Origin of the sequence: Ferrovibrio sp. (genome assembly GCF_025869515.1) — a bacterium.
GTDB lineage: Bacteria > Pseudomonadota > Alphaproteobacteria > Ferrovibrionales > Ferrovibrionaceae > Ferrovibrio.
Window position 1 is genome coordinate 1 of the sequence record NZ_JAOZVR010000085.1, and the last position, 2,747, is coordinate 2,747.

At 65.1% G+C, this 2,747-nt stretch carries 5 protein-coding genes; 4 read left to right on the forward strand and 1 reads right to left on the reverse strand.

The window, feature by feature from the left end; genetic code table 11:
• Together OJJ21_RS13535 and OJJ21_RS13540 are read left to right on the forward strand one after the other, a co-directional pair.
• On the forward strand, positions 1-621 hold a 621-nt coding region (locus OJJ21_RS13535), incomplete at its 5' end, for an N-formylglutamate amidohydrolase (protein ID WP_297687105.1).
• 4 nt (positions 622-625) lie between these two features.
• Positions 626-940 carry a c-type cytochrome gene (locus OJJ21_RS13540; RefSeq protein ID WP_297687106.1) on the forward strand — a complete coding sequence of 105 codons (315 nt, stop codon included), beginning with the start codon at positions 626-628 and terminating at the stop codon, positions 938-940.
• 4 nt (positions 941-944) lie between these two features.
• Here the strand turns inward: OJJ21_RS13540 and OJJ21_RS13545 are convergent, their stop codons facing one another.
• Positions 945-1,412, reverse strand: a complete 468-nt coding sequence (locus OJJ21_RS13545) for an Lrp/AsnC family transcriptional regulator (protein ID WP_297687107.1) — start codon at positions 1,410-1,412, stop codon at positions 945-947.
• A 133-nt stretch (positions 1,413-1,545) separates the two neighbouring features.
• On the opposite strand from OJJ21_RS13545, the gene phhA reads away from it, so the two are divergent.
• Together phhA and OJJ21_RS13555 are read left to right on the forward strand one after the other, a co-directional pair.
• The gene (gene phhA / locus OJJ21_RS13550; protein WP_297687108.1) at positions 1,546-2,424 is read left to right on the forward strand and encodes a phenylalanine 4-monooxygenase; all 879 of its coding nucleotides are present in this window, start codon (positions 1,546-1,548) and stop codon (positions 2,422-2,424) included.
• Between the two features lie 42 nt (positions 2,425-2,466).
• Positions 2,467-2,747 (forward strand): hypothetical protein (locus OJJ21_RS13555; RefSeq protein ID WP_297687109.1); only part of this gene is annotated, 281 nt, incomplete at its 3' end.

The window sequence follows — 2,747 nt, forward strand, 5'->3', positions numbered from 1 at the left end:
GCCTACGAACTCGACCCCGGCATGTTCGATACACCGCTGCCGCCGCATGTGGTGACCGAGAGCAGCAAGATCGGCGCCGGCCTCGGCACGATCGCCCGCGTCGTCGCCGGCGGGCTGGAAATCTACAAGAGCAAGATTCCCTTCGCCGAGGCCGAGCGCCGCGTCGAAACCTGCTGGCGGCCCTATCACGATACGCTGGAGGGCCTGCTGGCCGAAGCCCGGGCCCGCCACGGCGTGGCCCTGCTGCTGGATTGCCATTCGATGCCCAGCGTCGGCGGCAACAACATGCCCGATGCCGGCCAGCGCCGCGCCGATATGGTGATCGGCGATTTCCATGGCGTGTCCTGCCCGACACGGCTGGTCGATCGCGTCGAAGGCTATCTCGCCTCCTGCGGCTTCAGCACCACGCGCAACAAGCCCTATGCCGGTGGTTTTATCACGCAGCATTATGCGCGCCGCGACCAGGGCCTGCATACTCTGCAGCTGGAGATCAACCGCGATCTCTATATGGACGAGGCCAATATCACCAAATCGGCTGGCTTCATCCGCGTGCAGCGCGCCATGACCGGGCTGATCGAATTGCTGATCGCTTCTGCCACACCTGATTTCCTGAAGGATTAGAGCCATGACAGTGCGCCGCGTCGTATGCCTCGCCGCCGCGCTGTTCGCTCTTTGCGGCACGGCTCAGGCTGCCGAAGTCGGCGATCCCGCCATGGGCCGCATGCTGGCCGACCGTTGGTGTGCGTCTTGTCATGCCACCACCTCACGCGGCAGCGATGCGGCGCCGTCCCTGCCGCGGCTGATGCGCGGCCGCAGTGCCGATGAAGCCCGCCTGCGCACCTGGCTCGCCGCGCCGCATCCGCCGATGCGCGGCATAGACCTGTCGCGCCAGCAGACCGAGGATATCATCGCCTGGCTGCGCCAGCTCGCCCGCGAGTAAGGGTTCAGCGTTCCAGCGGCAATGCCGTGGTGTGCTTGATCCGGTGCAGCACGATGGCCGAGCGCACGCTGCGCACGCCGGGTACGCGCAACAGGCGCTCGGACAGGAAATCGGCAAAGGCCTTGAGGTCGCGCGCCACGATGCGCAGCACGAAATCCGCCTCGCCGGTCACCGAATAGCATTCAAGGATTTCAGGGAAGCGCAGCACGGCGGCCTCGAAACCGTCCATCGCCTCGGCCTGGCGGTCCAGCGAGATGTTGCTGAAGGCCAGCACGGTGAGGCCGACGGCCTCGGGCTTCAGCAGTGCGGCGTAACCGGCGATCACGCCGTCGCCTTCCAGTCTGGCCAGCCGCCGGCTGACCTGGCTGGCGCTCAGCCCCACGCTTTCGGCCAGGGCGGCGTTGGCGGCGCGGCCGTCCGTCTGCAGGGCGGCGAGCAGGCGCAGGTCGAAAACATCCAGCTCCGGTGTCATGCGGTTTTCTCGCATATATCGACAGATTAAGCCAGATTATTGCATTTAACATGGAATTCTGACGTCTGTTGCGGAGTTTTTGCGCGCCTGCCGCCATATCCTTGCGGGAAACAACCCCTGCCCGGGAGGCCCCATGGCCCTCGCTGACCATTCCGACGATCTCGACATCCGTGCCGACTACACCCATGACCAGCCGCGGGAGCGCTACACGGCCGAGGATCATGCCGTGTGGCGCGACCTGTTCCGGCGCCAGGCCGCCCTGCTGCCCGGCCGTGCCTGCGACGAATTCCTCGCCGGCCTCACCGGGCTGGGCATGGCGGCAGATGGCGTGCCGGATTTCGAGCGGTTGTCGGACGTGCTGGAGAAAGCCACCGGCTGGCGCATCGTCTGCGTGCCCGGCCTGGTGCCGGACGACATCTTCTTCGGCCATCTGGCCGCGCGGCGCTTTCCGGTCACCTGGTGGATCCGCCAGCGCAGCCAGCTCGACTACATCCAGGAACCCGACTGCTTCCACGATATCTACGGCCATGTGCCGCTGCTGATGAATCCGGTTTTCGCCGATTACATGCAGGCCTACGGCGCCGGCGGGCTGAAGGCCAACGGGCTCCATGCGCTGCATCATCTGGCGCGGCTCTACTGGTATACGGTGGAATTCGGCCTGATCGAGCAGAAGAACGGCGACCTGCGCATCTACGGCAGCGGGATTCTGTCGTCGAAAACCGAAAGCGTCTTCTGCCTCGACAGTCCGGCACCGAACCGCATCCGCTTCGATCTGATGCGGGTGATGCGCACGCGCTACCGCATCGACACCTTCCAGAAAACCTATTTCGTCATCAAAAGCTTCGATGAGCTGTTCGCGGCGACCCGGCCGGATTTCACGCCGCTCTATGCGCAACTGGCCAGGCAGCCCGATTTTGGCGCCGGCGATGTGATGCCGCAGGATACCGTCATCACCCGCGGCACCCTGGATGCGAAAGCGGGCGGCTGGGAAAACGAGACCGCCGACGCCTGATCTGCTTGACCTTCCCGCATGGGAAGCTCTTATCTAGTCGGTATGCTATTTCAGCGCCGCCGGTTCCGTCCTTCCGCACTGCGCCGCTTCTGCGCACTGGCGGCGGTGCTTGGCCTGCTGTTCGCCGCCACGGTGGCCTCGGTGACGCATAGCGTGGCGATGCCGATGATGCCGGCCGCACATATGGCTGGCGGTACTACACATCACGATAGTGCGGCTGTTCCGGCTGCCGAACATGACTGTGGCGGCAGCGCCGCAGTCGATGACATGGCCGCTGATGACACATCTGCACCATCCGGCCCCTGCGAGCAGGGTTGCCTGCT